17 protein-coding genes, 3 rRNA genes and 1 pseudogene are annotated in these 22,606 nt (G+C 64.9%); 20 read left to right on the top strand and 1 reads right to left on the bottom strand.

Going from position 1 to position 22,606, the window contains the following annotated elements; all coding sequences use genetic code 11:
* Nucleotides 1–90: 90 nt before the first annotated feature.
* From rho to MAA44156_RS13900, 16 genes and pseudogenes are all read left to right on the top strand, one after another.
* Nucleotides 91–1,944 carry a transcription termination factor Rho gene (rho, locus tag MAA44156_RS13975; protein WP_029248424.1) on the top strand — a complete coding sequence of 618 codons (1,854 nt, stop codon included), beginning with the start codon at nucleotides 91–93 and terminating at the stop codon, nucleotides 1,942–1,944.
* A gap of 101 nt (nucleotides 1,945–2,045) precedes the next feature.
* Nucleotides 2,046–2,288 (top strand): 50S ribosomal protein L31, encoded by a 243-nt coding sequence (gene rpmE / locus MAA44156_RS13970; RefSeq protein WP_003873232.1) that lies wholly within the window; start codon nucleotides 2,046–2,048, stop codon nucleotides 2,286–2,288.
* A 96-nt stretch (nucleotides 2,289–2,384) separates the two neighbouring features.
* Nucleotides 2,385–3,458 carry a peptide chain release factor 1 gene (prfA, locus tag MAA44156_RS13965; RefSeq protein ID WP_003873231.1) on the top strand — a complete coding sequence of 358 codons (1,074 nt, stop codon included), beginning with the start codon at nucleotides 2,385–2,387 and terminating at the stop codon, nucleotides 3,456–3,458.
* Nucleotides 3,459–3,471: 13 nt separating this feature from the next.
* Nucleotides 3,472–4,419, top strand: coding sequence for a peptide chain release factor N(5)-glutamine methyltransferase (gene prmC, locus MAA44156_RS13960; protein ID WP_019732347.1), 948 nt, complete (start codon nucleotides 3,472–3,474; stop codon nucleotides 4,417–4,419).
* Entirely contained in the window at nucleotides 4,419–5,078 is a 660-nt protein-coding gene (locus MAA44156_RS13955; protein WP_009975706.1) for an L-threonylcarbamoyladenylate synthase, read from the top strand. The genes prmC and MAA44156_RS13955 overlap by 1 nt, the downstream gene beginning before the upstream one ends.
* 28 nt (nucleotides 5,079–5,106) lie before the next feature.
* Nucleotides 5,107–6,328: pseudogene (locus MAA44156_RS13950) on the top strand (glycosyltransferase family 4 protein); the annotation flags it as partial.
* A gap of 215 nt (nucleotides 6,329–6,543) precedes the next feature.
* A complete protein-coding gene (locus MAA44156_RS13945) occupies nucleotides 6,544–7,026 on the top strand; it encodes an ATP synthase subunit I (RefSeq protein WP_003877292.1) in 483 nt (160 codons plus the stop codon).
* On the top strand, nucleotides 7,019–7,777 hold the full coding sequence (gene atpB, locus MAA44156_RS13940; RefSeq protein WP_003873226.1) for a F0F1 ATP synthase subunit A: 759 nt from the start codon (nucleotides 7,019–7,021) through the stop codon (nucleotides 7,775–7,777). The genes MAA44156_RS13945 and atpB overlap by 8 nt, the downstream gene beginning before the upstream one ends.
* 84 nt (nucleotides 7,778–7,861) lie before the next feature.
* On the top strand, nucleotides 7,862–8,110 hold the full coding sequence (locus MAA44156_RS13935) for a F0F1 ATP synthase subunit C (RefSeq protein WP_024636915.1): 249 nt from the start codon (nucleotides 7,862–7,864) through the stop codon (nucleotides 8,108–8,110).
* Between the two features lie 9 nt (nucleotides 8,111–8,119).
* On the top strand, nucleotides 8,120–8,653 hold the full coding sequence (locus MAA44156_RS13930) for a F0F1 ATP synthase subunit B (RefSeq protein ID WP_003873224.1): 534 nt from the start codon (nucleotides 8,120–8,122) through the stop codon (nucleotides 8,651–8,653).
* A 7-nt stretch (nucleotides 8,654–8,660) separates the two neighbouring features.
* Nucleotides 8,661–10,001 carry a F0F1 ATP synthase subunit B/delta gene (locus MAA44156_RS13925; RefSeq protein ID WP_009975711.1) on the top strand — a complete coding sequence of 447 codons (1,341 nt, stop codon included), beginning with the start codon at nucleotides 8,661–8,663 and terminating at the stop codon, nucleotides 9,999–10,001.
* Between the two features lie 67 nt (nucleotides 10,002–10,068).
* Nucleotides 10,069–11,733, top strand: coding sequence for a F0F1 ATP synthase subunit alpha (gene atpA, locus MAA44156_RS13920; protein WP_003877295.1), 1,665 nt, complete (start codon nucleotides 10,069–10,071; stop codon nucleotides 11,731–11,733).
* 6 nt (nucleotides 11,734–11,739) lie between these two features.
* A complete protein-coding gene (locus MAA44156_RS13915; protein WP_003873221.1) occupies nucleotides 11,740–12,654 on the top strand; it encodes a F0F1 ATP synthase subunit gamma in 915 nt (304 codons plus the stop codon).
* Between the two features lie 28 nt (nucleotides 12,655–12,682).
* Complete coding sequence (gene atpD / locus MAA44156_RS13910; RefSeq protein ID WP_009975712.1) at nucleotides 12,683–14,140, top strand: F0F1 ATP synthase subunit beta; 1,458 nt, start codon at nucleotides 12,683–12,685, stop codon at nucleotides 14,138–14,140.
* Between the two features lie 39 nt (nucleotides 14,141–14,179).
* A complete protein-coding gene (locus MAA44156_RS13905; protein WP_003873219.1) occupies nucleotides 14,180–14,545 on the top strand; it encodes a F0F1 ATP synthase subunit epsilon in 366 nt (121 codons plus the stop codon).
* A 16-nt stretch (nucleotides 14,546–14,561) separates the two neighbouring features.
* Complete coding sequence (locus MAA44156_RS13900) at nucleotides 14,562–15,005, top strand: DUF2550 domain-containing protein (RefSeq protein WP_003873218.1); 444 nt, start codon at nucleotides 14,562–14,564, stop codon at nucleotides 15,003–15,005.
* Here the strand turns inward: MAA44156_RS13900 and MAA44156_RS13895 are convergent.
* Nucleotides 15,002–15,595 (bottom strand): cob(I)yrinic acid a,c-diamide adenosyltransferase, encoded by a 594-nt coding sequence (locus MAA44156_RS13895; RefSeq protein ID WP_019732348.1) that lies wholly within the window; start codon nucleotides 15,593–15,595, stop codon nucleotides 15,002–15,004. The genes MAA44156_RS13900 and MAA44156_RS13895 overlap by 4 nt on opposite strands.
* Nucleotides 15,596–15,679: 84 nt before the next feature.
* Here MAA44156_RS13895 and murA point away from each other — a divergent pair, with 84 nt between their 5' ends.
* From murA to rrf, 4 genes are all read left to right on the top strand, one after another.
* A complete protein-coding gene (gene murA / locus MAA44156_RS13890; protein WP_009975717.1) occupies nucleotides 15,680–16,933 on the top strand; it encodes a UDP-N-acetylglucosamine 1-carboxyvinyltransferase in 1,254 nt (417 codons plus the stop codon).
* Nucleotides 16,934–17,291: 358 nt separating this feature from the next.
* Nucleotides 17,292–18,824 (top strand): 16S ribosomal RNA (locus MAA44156_RS13885).
* 280 nt (nucleotides 18,825–19,104) lie between these two features.
* Nucleotides 19,105–22,217 (top strand): 23S ribosomal RNA (locus MAA44156_RS13880).
* Nucleotides 22,218–22,307: 90 nt separating this feature from the next.
* A 5S ribosomal RNA gene (gene rrf / locus MAA44156_RS13875) occupies nucleotides 22,308–22,420 on the top strand.
* The 16S, 23S and 5S rRNA genes sit together here, the layout of an rRNA operon.
* The last annotated feature ends 186 nt before the right edge of the window (nucleotides 22,421–22,606 follow it).

Below are 22,606 nucleotides of genomic sequence, written 5' to 3'. Positions count from 1 at the left end.
GCAAAGTCGATGATTGGGCGCACTCGGCAATTTGGCTGAATGCAACGAACCCCCTGTATGAGCTGATCAGCGGGGGAAGAAAGGAAATCCGTGACTGATACGGACCTGTTCACGGCTGGCGAAAACACTGACGCCAATCAACTCTCTCCTGCCGTGACCACAGACACCCCAGACGCGAAGACGCATGCGCCGGTCGGTGCCCTGACCACCATGGTGCTGCCCGAGCTGCGCGCGCTGGCTAACCAGGTCGGCGTCAAGGGGACGTCGGGCATGCGTAAGAACGAACTGATCGCCGCGATCAAGGAAGTCCGGGGGCAGGCCAACGGGGCCGCGCCCGCTGAGCAGGCCAACGGCGCCGAGCCGGCCGAGGACAGCGGCAAGCCCGACGCCAAGGACGCCAAGGACGACACCACGCCCGACACCAAGGACGCCAACGACCACACCGGCGCTCAAAGCGCCGCCGAGGCGCCGGCCCAGAACGGCGCCACCGCCGAGGCGCCGCGCCGCGAACGACGCAGCGCGTCCCGCGACGCGGGAGCGGCCGGCCGCGGCAACGACGACGCCGACCGCGAGACCGACGGCCGCGAGCAAAACAAGCAGGACAGCCGCGAGCAAAGCAAGCAGGATGGCGGCGACCAGGACCAGCAGAGCTCCGGTGGCCAGCAGGGGCGCGGCTCCAACCAGCAGGACGACGACGGCGAGGGACGTCAGGGCCGGCGGGGACGCCGCTTCCGTGACCGCCGGCGCCGCGGCGAACGGTCCGGTGAGGGCGGCGACGCCGAACTGCGCGAGGACGACGTCGTCCAACCGGTAGCCGGCATTCTCGACGTGCTCGACAACTACGCCTTCGTGCGCACCTCCGGCTACCTGGCCGGCCCGCACGACGTCTACGTGTCGATGAACATGGTGCGCAAGAACGGCCTTCGCCGCGGTGACGCGGTGACCGGTGCGGTCCGGGTGCCCAAGGACGGCGAACAACCCAACCAACGGCAGAAGTTCAACCCGTTGGTGCGCCTGGACAGTGTCAACGGCGGCTCCGTCGAGGACGCCAAGAAGCGTCCCGAATTCGGCAAGCTGACGCCGCTGTACCCGAACCAGCGGCTGCGCCTGGAGACCACGCCGGACCGGCTGACCACCCGGGTCATCGACCTGATCATGCCGATCGGCAAGGGCCAGCGCGCGCTGATCGTGTCGCCGCCCAAGGCGGGTAAGACGACCATCCTGCAGGACATCGCCAACGCGATCACCAAGAACAACCCCGAATGCCACCTCATGGTCGTGCTCGTCGACGAGCGGCCCGAGGAGGTCACCGACATGCAGCGCTCGGTCAAGGGCGAGGTCATCGCCTCGACGTTCGACCGGCCGCCGTCCGACCACACCTCGGTCGCCGAGCTGGCCATCGAGCGCGCCAAGCGCCTCGTCGAGCAGGGCAAGGACGTCGTCGTGCTGCTGGACTCGATCACCCGGCTGGGCCGCGCCTACAACAACGCGTCGCCCGCCTCGGGCCGCATCCTGTCCGGTGGTGTGGACTCCACCGCGCTCTACCCGCCCAAGCGGTTCCTGGGCGCCGCCCGCAACATCGAGGAAGGCGGCTCGCTGACCATCATCGCCACCGCCATGGTCGAGACCGGATCCACCGGTGACACCGTCATCTTCGAGGAGTTCAAGGGCACCGGTAACGCCGAGCTCAAGCTGGACCGCAAGATCGCCGAGCGGCGGGTCTTCCCGGCGGTCGACGTGAACCCCTCGGGCACCCGCAAGGACGAGCTGCTGCTGTCGCCGGACGAGTTCGGCATCGTGCACAAGCTGCGCCGGGTGCTGTCCGGCCTGGATTCGCACCAGGCCATCGACCTGCTGATGAGCCAGCTGCGCAAGACCAAGAACAACTACGAGTTCCTGGTCCAGGTGTCCAAGACCACGCCAGGGGCGATGGACAACGACTAGCCGCGCGACGCCCGGCGGGAATGCCCCGACGCATCCCACTGTTTTGGGCGGGTAGCGGTTGACCTGGCATAATCGACGCGCGACGAGATCGAAGAGGAATCATGAAAGCTGACATTCACCCCACCTACGCGGAGACCACGGTGCTCTGTGGGTGCGGCAACACGTTCCAGACCCGCAGCACCAAGGACGGTGGCCGCATCGTCGTCGAGGTGTGCTCGCAGTGCCACCCGTTCTACACCGGCAAGCAGAAGATCCTGGACAGCGGCGGCCGGGTGGCCCGTTTCGAGAAGCGCTACGGCAAGCGCAAGGCCGGCGCCGAGAAAGCCGAAAGCGCCGACAAATAGCTCGGTTCCCGACGCCCGAACTGTGCGCGCAGTCGCACAGGCCGGGCGTCGGTTCACGTTTGCGGTCGTGGCGCGGGGCAGGGCAGGAGGTGTGAGATGACGCAGCCGGTTCAGACCATCGACGTGCTGCTGGCCGAACACGCCGACCTGGAACGCCGGCTGTCCGACCCCGACCTGCACAGCAATCCCGACGAGGCCCGCAAGGCCGGGCGGCGGTTCGCCCGGCTCGCCCCGATCGTCGGCACCTACCGCAAGCTGATGGCCGCCCGAGAGGACCTCGAGACCGCGCGCGAACTGGCCGCCGACGACGATTCGTTCACCGCCGAGGTCGCCGACCTGGAATCCCGGGTGGCCCAGTTGGACACCCAGCTGACCGACATGCTGGCCCCGCGCGACCCGCACGACGCCGACGACATCGTGCTCGAGGTCAAATCCGGTGAAGGCGGCGAAGAGTCGGCGTTGTTCGCCGCCGACCTGGCCCGGATGTACATCCGCTACGCCGAGCGGCACGGCTGGACGGTCACGGTGCTGGACGAGATCACCTCGGACCTGGGCGGTTACAAGGACGCGACGCTGTCCATCCGCAGCAAGGGCGACAGCGCCGACGGCGTGTGGTCGCGGATGAAGTTCGAGGGCGGGGTGCACCGGGTGCAGCGCGTCCCGGTCACGGAATCCCAAGGCCGCGTGCACACTTCGGCGGCGGGTGTGCTCGTCTATCCCGAACCCGAAGAGGTCGCCGAGGTGCAGATCGACGAGTCCGATCTGCGCATCGATGTGTTCCGCTCGTCGGGCAAGGGCGGGCAGGGCGTCAACACCACGGACTCCGCGGTGCGGATCACCCACCTGCCCACCGGCGTCGTGGTCACCTGCCAGAACGAGCGTTCGCAGCTGCAGAACAAGGCCCGCGCGCTGCAGGTGCTGGCGGCCCGGCTGCAGGCCATGGCCGAGGAGCAGGCCTCGGCCGAGGCGTCGGCCGATCGGGCCAGCCAGATTCGCACCGTGGACCGCAGCGAACGCATTCGCACCTACAACTTTCCGGAGAACCGGATTACCGACCACCGCATCGGCTTCAAGGCGCACAACCTCGACCAGGTGCTCGACGGCGACCTGGATGCGTTGTTCGACGCGCTGGCCGCCGCCGACAAGCAGTCGCGGTTGCAGCAGGCATGACCTCCCGGCGACGATGCACACGATGAGCAGCGGGACGATCCGGCTCAGCCTGCGGCGCGCGATCGACGACGCGACGGCCACCCTCGCCGAAGCCGGAATCGCTTCCGCGCGTTGGGATGCCGAGCAGCTGGCCGCGCACCTGGCGGGCGTCGACCGAGGCCGGCTGGGCTTGCTCGAGTCGCCGGGTCAAGAGTTCTTCCAGCGGTACCGTGACGCGGTGTTGGCCCGCGCCCGGCGGGTGCCGTTGCAGCATTTGTTGGGGACGGCGGCCTTCGGTCCGGTCCTGCTGCACGTCGGACCAGGGGTCTTCGTCCCGCGTCCCGAAACCGAGGCGCTGCTGGAATGGGCCACCGCGCAACAACTTCCACCGCGGCCCGTCATCGTCGACCTGTGCACCGGGTCGGGCGCCCTGGCGGTAGCGTTGGCTCACCATCGCGCCGGCCGGGGCCTGCCGGCGCGCATCGTCGGCGTCGACAATTCCGATGCGGCCCTGGAATATGCGCGCCGCAATGCCGCGGGCACGACGGTCGAGCTGGTGCGCGCCGACGTCATCGAGCTGGCCCGTGTGCCCGGCTCGGCGCCCGACCTGGACGGTCGGGTGGATCTGGTCGTGGCCAACCCGCCCTATGTTCCCGACGGTGCCGTGCTGGAACCCGAAGTCGCCCAGCACGATCCGCACCACGCGGTGTTCGGCGGGCCCGACGGCCTGGCGGTGATCGCCCCCGTCGTCGAACTGGCCGGCCGGTGGCTGCGGCCGGGCGGACTGATCGGCATCGAGCACGACGACACCACCTCGCACCAGACCGTCGAATTGTTCGACCGCACCGGGCTTTTCGACGACGTGCGGGCGCACCGGGACCTGACCGGCCGGCCACGGTTCGTGACCGCCCGCAGGAGGAGCGGCGCTGATGTCTCGCGTCGCGACGATGCAGAGCGCAGCGATGAGGAGGAGCGGCGCTGATGTCTGACGTCTTCGACTGCGCCGACCCCGATCAGCGTTCCCGCGGCATCGCGGCGGCGGCCGCGGCCGTCAAGGGCGGCCGGCTGGTCGTCATGCCGACCGACACCGTGTACGGCATCGGCGCCGACGCGTTCAACAGCGCCGCGGTGTCGGCGCTGCTGTCGGCGAAGGGGAGGGGCCGCGACATGCCGGTGGGTGTCCTGGTCGGCTCCTGGCACACCATCGAGGGACTCGTCTACACCATGCCGGACGGCGCCCGCGACCTGATCCGCGCTTTCTGGCCGGGCGCGCTGAGCCTGGTGGTGACCCAGGCCCCGTCGCTGCAGTGGGATCTCGGCGACGCCCGCGGCACGGTGATGCTGCGCATGCCGCTGCACCCGGTCGCCATCGAGCTGCTGCGCGAGGTCGGGCCGATGGCCGTGTCCAGCGCCAACATCTCCGGCCATCCGGCGGCCGTCGACGCCGACGAGGCCCGCGGCCAGCTGGGTGATTTGGTCGACGTCTACCTGGCGGCCGGGCGGGCCGAGCGGGGCGCCGCCTCGACCATCGTGGACCTGACCGGCGCCACGCCGCGGATCCTGCGCCCGGGCCCGGTGAGCGCCCAGCGGATCGCGGAAGTGCTCGGCATCGACCCGGAAAGCCTGGCCGTCCCGGGCTGACCCAAGCGGTTGTCGAGGTCCCAGCTTTGTCCAGTACGGTCTCGTTGGTGTCCAGCGACGTAACCGACCTTGCCGGTGGTTTGCTCGCCCTTTCCGACCGCGGCGCCGGCGTTCCGCTGCGCGAGCTGGCACTGGTGGGGCTGACCGCGGCCATCATCACCTACTTCGCGACCGGGCCGGTGCGGGTGCTGGCCACCCGGCTGGGCGCGGTCGCCTATCCGCGCGAGCGCGACGTGCACGTGACGCCCACCCCGCGGATGGGCGGCCTGGCCATGTTTCTCGGTGTCGTCTGCGCCGTCTTCCTGGCCTCGCAGCTGCCGGCGCTCACCCGCGGGTTCGTCTACTCCAGCGGCATGCCCGCCGTCCTGGTGGCCGGCGCTGTCATCATGGGCATCGGCCTGATCGACGATCGCTGGGGCCTGGACGCGCTGACCAAGTTCGCCGGTCAGATCACCGCGGCCAGCGTGCTGGTCACCATGGGCGTGGCGTGGAGCGTGCTGTACATCCCGATCGGCGGCGTCGGCACCATCGTGCTGGACCAGGCCTCGTCGATCCTGCTGACCCTGGCGCTGACGGTGTCGGTGGTCAACGCGATGAACTTCGTCGACGGGCTCGACGGTCTGGCCGCCGGGCTGGGTCTCATCACCGCCCTGGCGATCTGCATGTTCTCCGTCGGGCTGCTGCGCGACCACGGCGGCGACGTGCTGTTCTACCCGCCCGCCGTGATCTCGGTGGTGCTGGCCGGGGCGTGCCTGGGCTTCCTGCCGCACAACTTCCATCGCGCCAAGATCTTCATGGGCGACTCCGGCTCCATGCTGATCGGGTTGATGCTGGCCGCGGCGTCGACGACGGCGGCCGGCCCGGTCTCGCAGAACGCCTACGGCGCGCGCGACGTCTTCGCACTGCTCTCGCCGTTCCTGCTGGTCGCGGCGGTCATCTTCGTGCCGATGCTGGATTTGCTGCTGGCCATCGTGCGGCGCACCCGGGCGGGCCGCAGCGCGTTCAGCCCCGACAAGATGCACCTGCATCACCGGTTGCTGCAGATCGGTCATTCGCACCGCCGGGTGGTGTTGCTGATCTACCTGTGGGTCGGCATCGTGGCGTTCGGCGCGGCGAGCACCATTTTCTTCCGCCCCCGCGACACCGCGGCGGTGATGCTGGGCGCCATCGTGGTCGCCGGGATCGCGACGGCCATACCGCTGTTACGCCGCGGCGACGACTACGAAGACGAAGAGTACGACAGGCAGTAGTAGTGGGCTTCGGCCTGTGGTACGGTGCAGGTAGAACCCCAAAAAGCCGCGCAGGCGACCGGTCCGTCGGAGGCTGCTCCGATCGGGCCGGTGCAAGACCGGCCCCGGGAGATACCCCTTGGGTGATTCAACTGTGACGTGCGATACGCTCGGCGGGCCACCGATCAGTCGGTCGGGGGGTTCCCGTTCCACCAACCTGGGATTGAGGTGCTGCAGTGACGACACCAGCGCAGGACGCGCCGTTGGTGTTCCCCTCTGTTGCTTTCCGTCCGGTTCGGCTGTTCGCGATCAGCGTTGCCATCACCGCGGTGGCGGTGCTCGCCGCCGGACTGTCCGGTCACCTGATGGTCGGGGTCTTCTTCGGCATCGGGTTGCTGCTGGGTTTGCTCAACGCCGTACTGGTGCGCCGCTCGGTTGACTCGATCACCGCCAAGGAGCACCCGCTGAAGAGGTCGATGGCGGTCAACTCGGCGTCCCGGCTGGCCATCATCACCGTCGTCGGGCTGATCATCGCCTACCTGTTCCGGCCCGCCGGACTGGGCGTGCTGTTCGGGCTGGCGCTGTTCCAGGTCCTCTTGGTGGCATCGACGGCGCTGCCGGTGTGGAAGAAACTGCGTGCCGGTGATTGGGCGCCGTCCGCCGACGGCGCCGCCGCGGGGTCGGACGGAACGGAAGGAAGGAACAGCACCGATGCCTGAGACGACGTTCCTGGCCGAATCCGCAATCGAGGTCGGCGAACACAACCACGCCACCTGGCTGGGCATGACCGTCAACACCGACACGATTCTGTCGACCGGGATCGCCGCGCTGATCGTCCTCGCGCTGGCGTTCTTCCTGCGCGCGAAGATCACCTCCACCGGCGTGCCCAGCGGCGTCCAGTTGTTCTGGGAGGCCATCACGGTCCAGATGCGCGATCAGATCGAGAGCGCGGTCGGCATGCGGATCGCACCGTTCGTGTTGCCGCTGGCCGTCACCATCTTCGTGTTCATCCTGATCTCCAACTGGCTGTCGGTGCTTCCGCTGCAGTACACGGACAAGTCCGGGCACACCACCGAGCTGCTGAAGTCGGCGGCCGCGGACATCAATTACGTTCTGGCGCTGGCTCTTTTCGTCTTCGTCTGCTACCACGTGGCCGGCATCTGGCGTCGCGGCGTCGTCGGGCACCCGCTGGCCGTGCTCAAGGGTCACGTGGCGTTCCTGGCGCCGATCAACGTCGTCGAGGAGTTGGCCAAGCCAATCTCGTTGTCGCTGCGACTTTTCGGCAACATCTTCGCCGGCGGCATCCTGGTCGCGCTGATCGCGCTGTTCCCGCCCTACATCATGTGGGCCCCCAACGCGATCTGGAAAGCCTTCGACCTGTTCGTCGGCGCGATCCAGGCCTTCATCTTCTCGATCCTGACCATCCTGTACTTCAGCCAGGCCATGGAGATCGAGGAACACCATGACTGAGACCACCACGAATTGCCTTGACCCACGCACGATTTCGACAAGCCTGGTAGACCCCTACCAGTTACAAGGAGGATAAGAATGGCTCTGGACCCCCAAGTCGCTGCCGCTGCGCTCATCGGCGGTGGACTCATCATGGGCGGCGGCGCGATCGGTGCCGGTATCGGTGACGGTATCGCCGGTAACGCGCTGGTTTCCGGTATCGCCCGGCAACCCGAGGCGCAAGGCCGGTTGTTTACGCCGTTCTTCATCACCGTCGGTCTGGTCGAGGCGGCGTACTTCATCAACCTGGCGTTCATGGCGCTGTTCGTCTTCGCCACACCCGTCGGCACCTAGTTCGCTGTGATGGGTGACGCGAGCCTGAGCGTGCTGGCATCCAGCCAGGTGGTGGCCGAGGGAGGCAACAACTTCCTCGTACCCAACGGCACCTTCTTCTTCGTGCTGGCCATCTTCCTGATCGTGCTGGCCGTCATCGGCACCTTCGTGGTGCCGCCGGTGATGAAGGTGTTGCGCGAGCGCGACGCCATGGTCGCCAAGACGGCCGCCGACAACCGGAAGGCGGCCGAGCAGTTCGAGGCCGCCCAGGCCGATTACGAAGAAGCCATGACCGAAGCCCGGGTGCAGGCGTCGTCGTTACGCGACAACGCCCGCGCCGAGGGCCGTAAGGTCGTGGAGGACGCGCGGGCCAAGGCCGAGCAAGAGGTGCTGTCGACGCTGCAGCTGGCCGCCCGGCAGCTGAAGCGGGAAAGAGACGCCGTGGAACTGGATCTGCGTGCCAATGTGGCGTCCATGTCGGCGACCCTGGCCAGCCGAATCCTCGGTGTCGACGTCGCCCCCGCCGCCGCGACCACATCCGCAACCAAGACATCCGGACGGTAATCGAAGTATGTCGACTTTCATCGGCCAGTTGGTGGGCTTTGCGGCCATCGTGTTCCTGGTGGTCCGCTATGTGGTGCCGCCGGTGCGACGGTTGATGGCCGCGCGCCAGGAGGCGGTGCGCCAGCAGCTGCAGGACGCGGCCGCCGCGGCCGACCGGTTGACCGAGTCGACCACCGCGCACAGCAAGGCCGTGGAAGCGGCCAAGGCGGAGTCGAAGCGGGTTGTCGACGAGGCGCAGGCGGACGCCAAACGCATCACCGAGCAGTTGGCGGCGCAGGCCGGCCTCGAGGCCGAACGCATCAAATCGCAGGGCAGCCGGCAGGTCGACCTGTTGCGCACCCAGCTGACCCGTCAGCTGCGGCTGGAACTCGGGCACGAAGCGGTGCGGCAGGCCGGCGAGTTGGTGCGCAACTATGTCGCCGACCCGGCCCAGCAATCGGCGACCGTGGACCGATTCCTGGACGACCTCGACGCGATGGCGCCCGCGGCGGCCGACGTCCAGTACCCGCTGATGACCAAGATGCGCTCCTCGAGCCGCGTCGCGCTGGTCAACCTGACGGAGCGATTCACCACCGTCGCCAAAGATCTTGACAACAAAGCACTTTCCGCCCTGTCCAGCGAACTGGTGTCGGTGGCCCAGATGCTGGACCGCGAGATCGTGGTGACGCGGTATCTCACCGTTCCCGCCGAGGATGCGGGCCCCCGGGTCCGGCTGATCGAGCGGTTGCTGTCCGGCAAGGTCGGCGACGTCACCCTCGAGGTGCTGCGGGCGGCCGTGTCGGAGCGCTGGTCGGCCAACTCCGACCTGATCGACGCACTCGAGCACCTGTCGCGGCAGGCGCTGCTCGAAGTCGCCGAGCGCGAGAACAAGGTCGACGAGGTCGAAGAACAGCTGTTCCGGTTCTCCCGCATCCTGGACGTGCAACCGCGGTTGGCAATCCTGTTGGGCGACTACGCCGTTCCGGTGGAAGGCCGAGTGGGATTGCTGCGCAAGGTGCTCGACAGCGCCAGCATCACGGTCAACCCGATCGTGGCCGCGCTGCTGACCCAGACGGTCGAGCTGCTGCGCGGCCGGCCGGCCGAAGAGGCCGTGCAGTTCCTCGCGGAAGTGGCGGTGGCGCGCCGCGGCGAGGTCGTCGCCCAGGTCAGCGCGGCAGCCGACCTGAGCGACGCGCAGCGCACCCGCCTCACCGAAGTGCTCAGCCGCATCTACGGCCACCCGGTCTCGGTACAGCTGCAGATCGACACCGAACTGCTGGGTGGTCTGCTGATCGCCGTGGCTGACGAAGTGATCGACGGGACGCTCGCGTCCCGTCTGGCCGCCGCAGAGGCCCAGTTGCCCGACTGACCGCAGCACCAACCACTGACCATCCCGACACACGCGATACCAAGATCAAGTAGGAAGACGAAAAGCCATGGCCGAGTTGACAATCTCCGCTGATGACATTCAGAGCGCCATCGAGGAGTACGTAGGCTCTTTCACCTCCGACACCTCCCGCGAAGAGGTCGGTACCGTCGTCGACGCCGGTGACGGCATCGCCCATGTCGAAGGCCTGCCGTCCGTGATGACCCAGGAGCTGCTCGAGTTCCCCGGCGGCGTGCTCGGCGTCGCGCTCAACCTGGACGAGCACAGCGTCGGCGCGGTGATCCTGGGTGACTTCGAGAAGATCGAGGAAGGCCAGCAGGTCAAGCGCACCGGCGAGGTGCTCTCGGTTCCGGTGGGCGACGCCTTCCTGGGCCGTGTGGTCAATCCGCTGGGCCAGCCGATCGACGGCCAGGGCGACATCGAGACCGACATTCGGCGGGCACTGGAGATCCAGGCGCCCTCGGTGGTGCAGCGGCAGAGCGTGAAAGAGCCGCTGCAGACCGGCATCAAGGCCATCGACGCGATGACCCCGATCGGCCGTGGCCAGCGCCAGCTGATCATCGGCGACCGCAAGACGGGCAAGACCGCGGTCTGCGTGGACACCATCCTCAACCAGCGGCAGAACTGGGAGAGCGGTGACGAGAAGAAGCAGGTGCGCTGCGTCTACGTGGCCATCGGCCAGAAGGGCACCACGATCGCGTCGGTCCGGCGCGCCCTGGAAGAGGGCGGGGCGATGGACTACACCACCATCGTCGCGGCGCCGGCCTCCGACTCCGCCGGTTTCAAATGGCTTGCGCCCTATACCGGTTCGGCGATCGCCCAGCACTGGATGTACGACGGCAAGCACGTGCTGATCGTCTTCGACGACCTGAGCAAGCAGGCCGAGGCCTACCGCGCGATCTCGCTGCTGCTGCGCCGCCCGCCGGGCCGCGAGGCGTACCCGGGTGACGTGTTCTATTTGCACTCACGGCTTTTGGAGCGCTGCGCCAAGCTTTCCGACGAACTCGGTGGCGGCTCGATGACCGGTCTGCCGATCATCGAGACCAAGGCCAACGACATCTCGGCCTACATCCCCACCAACGTCATCTCGATCACCGACGGGCAGTGCTTCCTGGAGTCCGACCTGTTCAACCAGGGTGTGCGGCCGGCCATCAACGTCGGCGTCTCGGTGTCCCGGGTGGGTGGCGCCGCGCAGATCAAGGCGATGAAGGAGGTGGCGGGCAGCCTGCGGCTGGACCTGTCGCAATTCCGTGAGCTGGAAGCCTTCGCCGCGTTCGCCTCCGACCTGGACGCGACGTCGAAGGCCCAGCTGGACCGCGGCGCGCGGCTGGTGGAGCTGCTCAAGCAACCGCAGTACCAGCCGATGCCCGTTGAGGAGCAAGTGGTTTCGATCTTCCTCGGCACCGGCGGTCACCTCGACTCGGTGCCGGTGGAGGACGTCCGGCGGTTCGAAACCGAACTGCTGGACCACATGCGGGCCTCCGAGGACAAGATCCTCGCCGGGATCCGCGACACCCAGAAGCTCTCCGACGAGGCCGCCGAGGAGCTGGAGAAGGTGATCAACAACTTCAAGAAGGGCTTCGCCGCCACCGGCGGCGCCTCGGTGGTGCCCGACGAGCACGTCGAGGCGCTCGACGAGGAGGAGCTGGAAAAGGAATCGGTGAAGGTGAAGAAGCCGGCGCCGGAAAAGAAGGCAAAGAAAGAGCAGAAGTAGCAACCGATGGCTGCCACACTTCGTGAACTACGCGGACGGATCCGCTCGGCCGGGTCGATCAAGAAGATCACCAAGGCCCAGGAGCTGATCGCGACGTCGCGTATCGGTCGGGCGCAGGCCCGGCTCGATTCGGCCCGGCCGTACGCCTTCCAGATCACCGCGATGCTGACCACCCTGGCCGCCGAGGCCGCGTTGGATCATCCGCTGCTCGTCGAGCGGCCGGAACCCAAACGCGCGGGTGTCCTGGTGGTGTCCTCGGACCGCGGTCTGTGTGGCGCCTACAACGCGAGCATCTTCCGCCGCGCCGAGGAGCTGTTCTCGCTGCTGCGTGAACAGGGCAAGACGCCGGTGCTGTACTCGGTGGGCCGTAAAGCATTGAACTACTACACATTCCGCAACTGGGACATCAGCGGATCGTGGACCGGGTTCTCCGAGCAGCCGCAGTACGAGAACGCCGCCGAGATCGCCGAGACGCTGGTCGAGTCGTTCATGCGCGGCACCGGCGGCGAGGACGAGGGTGAGTCCGACGCCGAGAGCGTCGACGAGCTGCACATCGTCTACACCGAGTTCAAGTCGATGCTGTCGCAGTCGGCGGTGGCCCACCGGATCGCCCCGATGGTGGTGGAGTACGTGGAGGAACCACCCGAAGTGCGGACCCTGTACTCGTTCGAGCCGGACGCGACAACGCTTTTCGAGTCGCTGCTACCGCGCTACCTGACCACCCGCGTTTACGCGGCGCTGCTCGAATCCGCGGCCTCGGAGCTGGCGTCGCGCCAGCGCGCGATGAAGTCCGCGACCGACAACGCCGATGACCTCATCAAGGCCCTGACGCTGATGGCGAACCGCGAGCGGCAGGCCCAGATCACCCAGGAGATCAGCGAAATCGTCGGTGGCGCAAACGCGCTCGCCGACGCCCGCTAGGCAGCACCACTAGGAAGCGAAAGAAGATATGCCTGCTACTGAAACCGCCGACAAGAACACGAAGTCGGCCAACAGCGACACCAGCGGCCGGGTGGTGCGGGTCACCGGACCGGTCGTCGACGTCGAGTTCCCGCGGGGTTCGGTGCCGGGCCTGTTCAACGCGCTGCACGCGGAGATCACGTTCGAGGAGCTGGCCAAGACGCTGACGCTCGAGGTCGCCCAGCACCTCGGGGACAACCTGGTGCGCACCATCTCGCTGCAGCCCACCGACGGCCTGGTGCGCGGCGTCGAGGTGATCGACACCGGTCGTTCCATCTCGGTGCCGGTCGGCCAGGAGGTCAAGGGCCACGTGTTCAACGCCCTGGGGCACTGCCTGGACAAGCCGGGTTACGGAGAAGACTTCGAACACTGGTCGATTCACCGCAAGCCGCCGCCGTTCGAGGAGCTGGAGCCCCGCACGGAGATGCTCGAGACGGGTCTGAAGGTCGTCGACCTGCTCACCCCGTACGTGCGTGGCGGCAAGATCGCCCTGTTCGGCGGCGCCGGCGTGGGCAAGACGGTGCTCATCCAGGAGATGATCAACCGCATCGCCCGCAACTTCGGTGGTACCTCGGTGTTCGCCGGGGTGGGGGAGCGCACCCGTGAGGGCAACGACCTGTGGGTCGAGTTGCAGGAAGCCAACGTGCTCAAGGACACCGCGCTGGTGTTCGGTCAGATGGACGAGCCGCCCGGCACCCGTATGCGGGTGGCGCTGTCCGCATTGACCATGGCGGAGTGGTTCCGCGACGAGGCGGGCCAGGACGTGCTGTTGTTCATCGACAACATCTTCCGGTTCACCCAGGCCGGCTCCGAGGTCTCGACGCTGCTCGGCCGGATGCCCTCGGCGGTGGGGTATCAGCCCACGCTGGCCGACGAGATGGGCGAGTTGCAGGAGCGCATCACCTCGACCCGTGGCCGGTCCATCACGTCGATGCAGGCGGTCTACGTGCCCGCCGACGACTACACCGACCCGGCGCCGGCGACGACGTTCGCGCACCTGGACGCCACCACCGAGCTGTCGCGTTCGGTGTTCTCCAAGGGCATCTTCCCCGCGGTGGACCCGCTGGCGTCCAGCTCGACCATTCTCGACCCGGGCGTGGTCGGCGAAGAGCACTACCGGGTGGCGCAGGAAGTCATCCGAATCCTGCAGCGCTACAAGGACCTTCAGGACATCATCGCCATCCTCGGTATCGACGAGCTGTCCGAGGAGGACAAGCAGTTGGTCAACCGGGCGCGGCGGATCGAGCGGTTCCTGTCGCAGAACATGATGGCGGCCGAGCAGTTCACCGGCCAGCCGGGTTCGACGGTCCCGCTCAAGGAGACCATCGAGGCATTCGACCGGCTCACCAAGGGCGAGTTCGACCACGTGCCCGAGCAGGCCTTCTTCCTGATCGGTGGCCTGGACGACCTGGCCAAGAAGGCAGAGAGCCTTGGCGCCAAGCTGTAACCCGCGGCTGGACCGAAAGGTATCGAAAGGTGCTGTGGCATGGCTGAATTGAACGTTGAGATCGTCGCTGTCGACCGCAAGATCTGGTCGGGTGAGGCAACGTTTCTGTTCACCCGCACCACGGTCGGCGAGATCGGCATCCTGCCCCGGCACATCCCGCTGGTGGCGCAATTGGTCGACGACGCAATGGTGCGCGTCGAAAGGGAAGGCGAAGACGATCTGAGGATTGCGGTGGACGGTGGCTTCTTGTCGGTCACCGAGGAGACGGTGACGATCCTCGCCGAATCCGCCGAGTTCTCCTCGGAGATCGACGAGAGCGCCGCCAGAGAGGCCGCCGAGTCGGACGATCCTCGTGTCGCGGCCCGGGGGCGCGCGAGATTGCGCGCCGTCGGCGCGATCGACTAGCGCCTCGGATGCAACGATGAGCGCGCCCATGGCTGGCATGGTCGTGCTCGTCGTCGTGCTGGCGGCCGCCGTCATCGCGCTGAGTTATCGGCTGTGGAAGCTGCGTCAGGGCGGCACGGCGGGGATCATGCGAGACATTCCCGCGGTCGGCGGTCACGGCTGGCGGCACGGGGTGATCCGTTACCGCGGCGGTGAGGCCGCGTTCTATCGGCTGTCCAGCCTGCGGCTGTGGCCGGACCGTCGGCTGAGCCGGCGCGGTGTGGAGATCGTGTCCCGCCGCGCGCCGCGCGGCGACGAGTTCGACATCATGACCGACGAGATCGTCGTCATCGAGCTGCGCGACACCACCCAGGACCGCAGGTCCGGCTACGAGATCGCGTTCGACAAGGGCGCGTTGACGGCGTTTTTGTCCTGGCTGGAGTCGCGTCCGTCGCCCCGGTCACGTCGCCGCAGCCTCTAGCCGGGAGCTGGCTCGCCGCCTTGTTGACCGCCCGGTTTCCACAGCACGTCACCGTCCGGGTTGGCCACCCGGGACAGGATGAACAACAGGTCCGAGAGCCGGTTGAGGTATTTCGCGGGCAGCGCGCTGACCCCCTCGGGAGCGGCGTCCACCGCGGCCCACGCCGAGCGTTCGGCGCGGCGCACCACCGTGCGGGCGACGTGCAACAGCGCCGAGAGCGGCGAACCACCCGGCAGCACAAAGGAATTCAACTTCGGCAGCGACTCGTTGTATGTGTCACACCATTTTTCGAGCCGATCGATGTAGGGCTGGGTGACCCGCAGCGGGGGGTACTCGGGGTCCTCCACCACCGGTGTCGACAGGTCCGCGCCCGCGTCGAACAGGTCGTTCTGGATCTGCCGCAACACGCCGGCCAGCTCCGGGTCGGGCCGGCCGACCGCCACCGCCACGCCGATCGCCGCGTTCGCCTCGTCACAGTCGGCGTAGGCCACCAGGCGCGGATCGTTCTTCGAGACCCGGGAGAAGTCGCTCAATCCGGTGGTGCCGTCGTCGCCGGTCCGCGTGTAGATGCGCGTCAGATGCACTGCCATGACCAAAACGGTACTGCGGCGCCCGGGTGGGACCGAGCCTTGGCTGACTGACAAAGCCGACACCGCTTCACTAGACTGACCCGGGTGGCCGAGCGATTCGTGGTGACCGGCGGCAACCGGTTGTCCGGCGAAGTCGCAGTGGGGGGCGCCAAGAACAGCGTGCTCAAGCTGATGGCCGCGACCCTGCTGGCCGAGGGCACCAGCACCATCACCAACTGCCCCGACATCCTGGACGTGCCGCTGATGGCCGAGGTGCTGCGCGGCCTGGGCGCCACCGTCGAACTCGACGGCGACGTCGCCCGCATCACCTCTCCCGACGAGCCGAAATACGACGCCGACTTCGCCGCGGTGCGACAGTTCCGGGCCTCGGTGTGCGTGCTGGGGCCGCTGGTCGGCCGGTGCAAGCGCGCCCGGGTCGCGCTGCCCGGTGGCGATGCCATCGGGTCGCGCCCGCTGGACATGCATCAGGCCGGCCTGCGCCAGCTGGGCGCCACCTGCAACATCGAGCACGGATGCGTGGTGGCGCAGGCGGATACGTTGCGCGGCGCGGAGATTCAGCTGGAGTTCCCGTCGGTGGGGGCGACCGAGAACATCCTGATGGCGGCGGTGGTGGCCGAGGGCGTCACCACCATTCACAACGCGGCCCGCGAACCCGACGTGATGGATCTGTGCACGATGCTCAACCAGATGGGCGCGCAGGTCGAGGGTGCGGGTTCGCCGACCATGACCATCACCGGCGTGCCGCGGCTGTACCCGACCGAACATCGGGTGATCGGCGACCGCATCGTGGCCGCGACCTGGGGCATCGCAGCGGCGATGACCCGCGGGGACATCTCGGTGACCGGCGTCGACCCCGCCCACCTGCAGGTGGTGCTGCACAAGTTGCACGATGCCGGGGCCACCGTGACCCAGACCGACGACAGCTTCCGGGTGACCCAGTACGAGCGGCCCAAGGCGGTTAACGTGGCCACCCTGCCGTTTCCCGGATTTCCCACCGACCTGCAGCCGATGGCGATCGCCCTGGCGTCGATCGCCGATGGCACGTCGATGATCACCGAGAACGTGTTCGAGGCGCGCTTCCGGTTCGTCGAGGAAATGATCCGGCTGGGCGCCGACGCCCGCACCGACGGGCACCACGCGGTGGTGCGCGGGCTGCCGCAATTGTCCAGTGCGCCGGTGTGGTGTTCGGACATTCGGGCCGGCGCCGGCCTGGTGTTGGCGGGGCTGGTGGCCGACGGGGACACCGAGGTGCACGACGTCTTCCACATCGACCGCGGCTACCCGTTGTTCGTGGAAAACCTGGCGATTTTGGGAGCGGAGATCGAGCGGGTAGAGTAGCCAAAGTCAGTGCCCCACAAGCGAGGTCACCAACGCGAAGGTGAACGAGATCGGGGCCTTGACTCCCTCGCCGGATTGGTACTAGCCTGGCACGGCTGCTCCCGAAAGGGTCTGCGAAGACCCGAAACTGGGAGTTGACTCCTCTGCCAGATCTGTATTAAGCTGGCAGGGTTGCCCCAAAACGGGCGAAACAAGTGTTGTTTGAGAACTCAATAGTGTGTTTGGTCTTTTTATTTGTTGTTGTTTTTGGCCATACCTAGCACTCCCCGTGTGTGGGTATGGCAATTTATGATGCCAGTTTTTGGCGTCTTGTCAGGTATCTCTGATTTGAAATTCACCTCGCTGCGCGAGGAGATTTTGTTTGGAGAGTTTGATCCTGGCTCAGGACGAACGCTGGCGGCGTGCTTAACACATGCAAGTCGAACGGAAAGGCCTCTTCGGAGGTACTCGAGTGGCGAACGGGTGAGTAACACGTGGGCAATCTGCCCTGCACTTCGGGATAAGCCTGGGAAACTGGGTCTAATACCGGATAGGACCTCAAGACGCATGTCTTCTGGTGGAAAGCTTTTGCGGTGTGGGATGGGCCCGCGGCCTATCAGCTTGTTGGTGGGGTGACGGCCTACCAAGGCGACGACGGGTAGCCGGCCTGAGAGGGTGTCCGGCCACACTGGGACTGAGATACGGCCCAGACTCCTACGGGAGGCAGCAGTGGGGAATATTGCACAATGGGCGCAAGCCTGATGCAGCGACGCCGCGTGGGGGATGACGGCCTTCGGGTTGTAAACCTCTTTCACCATCGACGAAGGTCCGGGTTTTCTCGGATTGACGGTAGGTGGAGAAGAAGCACCGGCCAACTACGTGCCAGCAGCCGCGGTAATACGTAGGGTGCGAGCGTTGTCCGGAATTACTGGGCGTAAAGAGCTCGTAGGTGGTTTGTCGCGTTGTTCGTGAAATCTCACGGCTTAACTGTGAGCGTGCGGGCGATACGGGCAGACTAGAGTACTGCAGGGGAGACTGGAATTCCTGGTGTAGCGGTGGAATGCGCAGATATCAGGAGGAACACCGGTGGCGAAGGCGGGTCTCTGGGCAGTAACTGACGCTGAGGAGCGAAAGCGTGGGGAGCGAACAGGATTAGATACCCTGGTAGTCCACGCCGTAAACGGTGGGTACTAGGTGTGGGTTTCCTTCCTTGGGATCCGTGCCGTAGCTAACGCATTAAGTACCCCGCCTGGGGAGTACGGCCGCAAGGCTAAAACTCAAAGGAATTGACGGGGGCCCGCACAAGCGGCGGAGCATGTGGATTAATTCGATGCAACGCGAAGAACCTTACCTGGGTTTGACATGCACAGGACGCGTCTAGAGATAGGCGTTCCCTTGTGGCCTGTGTGCAGGTGGTGCATGGCTGTCGTCAGCTCGTGTCGTGAGATGTTGGGTTAAGTCCCGCAACGAGCGCAACCCTTGTCTCATGTTGCCAGCGGGTAATGCCGGGGACTCGTGAGAGACTGCCGGGGTCAACTCGGAGGAAGGTGGGGATGACGTCAAGTCATCATGCCCCTTATGTCCAGGGCTTCACACATGCTACAATGGCCGGTACAAAGGGCTGCGATGCCGTAAGGTTAAGCGAATCCTTTTAAAGCCGGTCTCAGTTCGGATTGGGGTCTGCAACTCGACCCCATGAAGTCGGAGTCGCTAGTAATCGCAGATCAGCAACGCTGCGGTGAATACGTTCCCGGGCCTTGTACACACCGCCCGTCACGTCATGAAAGTCGGTAACACCCGAAGCCAGTGGCCTAACCCTTTTGGGAGGGAGCTGTCGAAGGTGGGATCGGCGATTGGGACGAAGTCGTAACAAGGTAGCCGTACCGGAAGGTGCGGCTGGATCACCTCCTTTCTAAGGAGCACCACGAAAAGCACCCCAACTGGTGGGGTGCGAGCCGTGAGGGGTTCCCGTCTGTAGTGGACGGGGGCCGGGTGCGCAACAGCAAATGATTGCCAGACACACTATTGGGCCCTGAGACAACACTCGGTCCGTCCGTGTGGAGTCCCTCCATCTTGGTGGTGGGGTGTGGTGTTTGAGTATTGGATAGTGGTTGCGAGCATCTAGATGAGCGCATGGTCTTCGTGGCCGGCGTTCATCGAAATGTGTAATTTCTTTTTTAACTCTTGTGTGTAAGTAAGTGTTTAAGGGCGCATGGTGGATGCCTTGGCATCGAGAGCCGATGAAGGACGTGGGAGGCTGCGATATGCCTCGGGGAGCTGTCAACCGAGCATTGATCCGAGGATTTCCGAATGGGGAAACCCAGCACGAGTGATGTCGTGTTACCCGTATCTGAATATATAGGGTGCGGGAGGTAACGCGGGGAAGTGAAACATCTCAGTACCCGTAGGAGAAGAAAACAATTGTGATTCCGTCAGTAGTGGCGAGCGAACGCGGAACAGGCTAAACCGCATGCATGGACAACCGGGTAGGGGTTGTGTGTGCGGGGTTGTGGGATTGATATGTCTCAGCTCTACCTGGCTGAGGGGTAGTCAGAAAGTGGCGTGGTTAGCGGAAGTGGCCTGGGACGGCCCGCCGTAGACGGTGAGAGCCCGGTACGCGAAAACCCGGCACCTGCCTTATATCAACACCCGAGTAGCAGCGGGCCCGTGGAATCTGCTGTGAATCTGCCGGGACCACCCGGTAAGCCTAAATACTTCTCGATGACCGATAGCGGATTAGTACCGTGAGGGAATGGTGAAAAGTACCCCGGGAGGGGAGTGAAATAGTACCTGAAACCGTGTGCCTACAATCCGTCAGAGCCTCCTCGTGGGGTGATGGCGTGCCTTTTGAAGAATGAGCCTGCGAGTCAGGGACACGTCGCGAGGTTAACCCGTGCGGGGTAGCCGCAGCGAAAGCGAGTCTGAATAGGGCGCATCCCCTTTGGGGTGTAGTGGCGTGTTCTGGACCCGAAGCGGAGTGATCTACCCATGGCCAGGGTGAAGCGCGGGTAAGACCGCGTGGAGGCCCGAACCCACTTAGGTTGAAGACTGAGGGGATGAGCTGTGGGTAGGGGTGAAAGGCCAATCAAACTCCGTGATAGCTGGTTCTCCCCGAAATGCATTTAGGTGCAGCGTTGCGTGGTTCACCACGGAGGTAGAGCTACTGGATGGCCGATGGGCCCTACTAGGTTACTGACGTCAGCCAAACTCCGAATGCCGTGGTGTAAAGCGTGGCAGTGAGACGGCGGGGGATAAGCTCCGTACGTCGAAAGGGAAACAGCCCAGATCGCCGGCTAAGGCCCCTAAGCGTGTGCTAAGTGGAAAAGGATGTGTAGTCGCAGAGACAACCAGGAGGTTGGCTTAGAAGCAGCCACCCTTGAAAGAGTGCGTAATAGCTCACTGGTCAAGTGATTATGCGCCGATAATGTAGCGGGGCTCAAGCACACCGCCGAAGCCGCGGCACATTCATCTTTACGGTGGATGTGGGTAGGGGAGCGTCCCCCATTCAGCGAAGCCTCCGGGTGACCGGTGGTGGAGGGTGGGGGAGTGAGAATGCAGGCATGAGTAGCGATAAGGCAAGTGAGAACCTTGCCCGCCGTAAGACCAAGGGTTCCTGGGCCAGGCCAGTCCGCCCAGGGTGAGTCGGGACCTAAGGCGAGGCCGACAGGCGTAGTCGATGGACAACGGGTTGATATTCCCGTACCCGTGTATGGGCGTCCCTGATGAATCAGCGGTACTAACCACCCAAAACCGGATCGACCATTCCCCTTCGGGGGCGTGGCGATTCGGGGCTGCGTGGGACCTTCGCTGGTAGTAGTCAAGCAATGGGGTGACGCAGGAAGGCAGCCGTACCAGTCAGTGGTAATACTGGGGCAAGCCCGTAGGGAGAGCGATAGGCAAATCCGTCGCTCACTAATCCTGAGAGGTGATGCATAGCCGGTTGAGGCGAATTCGGTGATCCTCTGCTGCCAAGAAAAGCCTCTAGCGAGCACATACACGGCCCGTACCCCAAACCAACACAGGTGGTCAGGTAGAGAATACCAAGGCGTACGAGATAACTATGGTTAAGGAACTCGGCAAAATGCCCCCGTAACTTCGGGAGAAGGGGGGCCGGAATACCGTGAACACCCTTGCGGTGGGAGCGGGATTCGGCCGCAGAAACCAGTGGGTAGCGACTGTTTACTAAAAACACAGGTCCGTGCGAAGTCGCAAGACGATGTATACGGACTGACGCCTGCCCGGTGCTGGAAGGTTAAGAGGACCCGTTAACCCGTAAGGGTGAAGCGGAGAATTTAAGCCCCAGTAAACGGCGGTGGTAACTATAACCATCCTAAGGTAGCGAAATTCCTTGTCGGGTAAGTTCCGACCTGCACGAATGGCGTAACGACTTCCCAACTGTCTCAACCATAGACTCGGCGAAATTGCACTACGAGTAAAGATGCTCGTTACGCGCGGCAGGACGAAAAGACCCCGGGACCTTCACTACAACTTGGTATTGGTGTTCGGTACGGTTTGTGTAGGATAGGTGGGAGACTTTGAAGCACAGACGCCAGTTTGTGTGGAGTCGTTGTTGAAATACCACTCTGATCGTATTGGACACCTAACGTCGAACCCTTATCGGGTTCACGGACAGTGCCTGGCGGGTAGTTTAACTGGGGCGGTTGCCTCCTAAAATGTAACGGAGGCGCCCAAAGGTTCCCTCAACCTGGACGGCAATCAGGTGGCGAGTGTAAGTGCACAAGGGAGCTTGACTGCGAGACTTACAAGTCAAGCAGGGACGAAAGTCGGGACTAGTGATCCGGCACCCCCGAGTGGAAGGGGTGTCGCTCAACGGATAAAAGGTACCCCGGGGATAACAGGCTGATCTTCCCCAAGAGTCCATATCGACGGGATAGTTTGGCACCTCGATGTCGGCTCGTCGCATCCTGGGGCTGGAGCAGGTCCCAAGGGTTGGGCTGTTCGCCCATTAAAGCGGCACGCGAGCTGGGTTTAGAACGTCGTGAGACAGTTCGGTCTCTATCCGCCGCGCGCGTCAGAAACTTGAGGAAACCTGTCCCTAGTACGAGAGGACCGGGACGGACGAACCTCTGGTATACCAGTTGTCCCACCAGGGGCACGGCTGGATAGCCACGTTCGGACAGGATAACCGCTGAAAGCATCTAAGCGGGAAACCTTCTCCAAGATCAGGTTTCTCACCCTTTTAGAGGGATAAGGCCCCCCGCAGACCACGGGATTGATAGGCCAGACCTGGAAGCTCAGTAATGAGTGCAGGGAACTGGCACTAACCGGCCGAAAACTTACCAACACACAACTCGCAACCACGATCCATTTTCGCGGCAATTCGCCGTGGAAACTCGGGCACCACACCCCCCACCGAAACAAATTTAAATAGAGTTACGGCGGCCACAGCGACAGGGAAACGCCCGGTCCCATTCCGAACCCGGAAGCTAAGCCTGTCAGCGCCGATGATACTGCCCATACGGGTGGAAAAGTAGGACACCGCCGAACATACAAAAACGCCCCCGGGAAACCGGGGGCGTTTTTACATTCGCTGTCATCGAGGCTGGTAGATCGACGGGCGGGTAACCGTGCGTGCGGGGCTTCCTGAATGCGATGACTTTAACGGCGCCGCCGGGTCTACCCTTGCGTCGAGACGAAAAGGGGAGGCGCTCATGTCGCGGACACGATCGAGGC

Origin of the sequence: Mycobacterium avium subsp. avium, assembly GCF_009741445.1 — a bacterium.
In the GTDB taxonomy this organism is placed as follows: domain Bacteria; phylum Actinomycetota; class Actinomycetes; order Mycobacteriales; family Mycobacteriaceae; genus Mycobacterium; species Mycobacterium avium.
Note: the sequence above shows the minus strand (reverse complement) of the source record. Positions and strands in the feature narration are given on the sequence as shown.